1 protein-coding gene is annotated in these 286 nt (G+C 57.3%); it reads right to left on the bottom strand.

All coding sequences use genetic code 11. The annotated features are described in order from the left end of the window. A partial coding sequence (locus EN818_RS33430; RefSeq protein WP_210237341.1) for a hypothetical protein occupies positions 1-286 on the bottom strand: 286 nt, incomplete at both ends.

Here is a 286-nt window from a genome sequence, read left to right as displayed (position 1 = left end):
GTGGACAGTCGCAATTTGCATGACAACATGTGTATCGAGACCGGAACGGCGCTTTCTCCGTGATAACCCGCTCGATGATGTCATTGACGGAAAGCCGCCCCAGCCGGTTTTTGAGCGAAAACGCGCTGAGCGCATCGTTGCGCTTGAGATCACTCCGCAGATGGTCAGGAAGCGCATAGTAGAGCCGAAGCGACGACACGTTCTCGCACAGCGTGGCGAACTCCCTCGGATCGACTGAATCAAGATTCTCGACGTCCCGGCCAGTCGCTCTCGAATGCTGACCGGG

The sequence above is a fragment of the Mesorhizobium sp. M3A.F.Ca.ET.175.01.1.1 genome (assembly GCF_004791945.1).
In the GTDB taxonomy this organism is placed as follows: domain Bacteria; phylum Pseudomonadota; class Alphaproteobacteria; order Rhizobiales; family Rhizobiaceae; genus Mesorhizobium.
The sequence above is the reverse complement of the archived record's forward strand: the minus strand, read 5'-3'. Positions and strand labels throughout refer to the sequence as shown.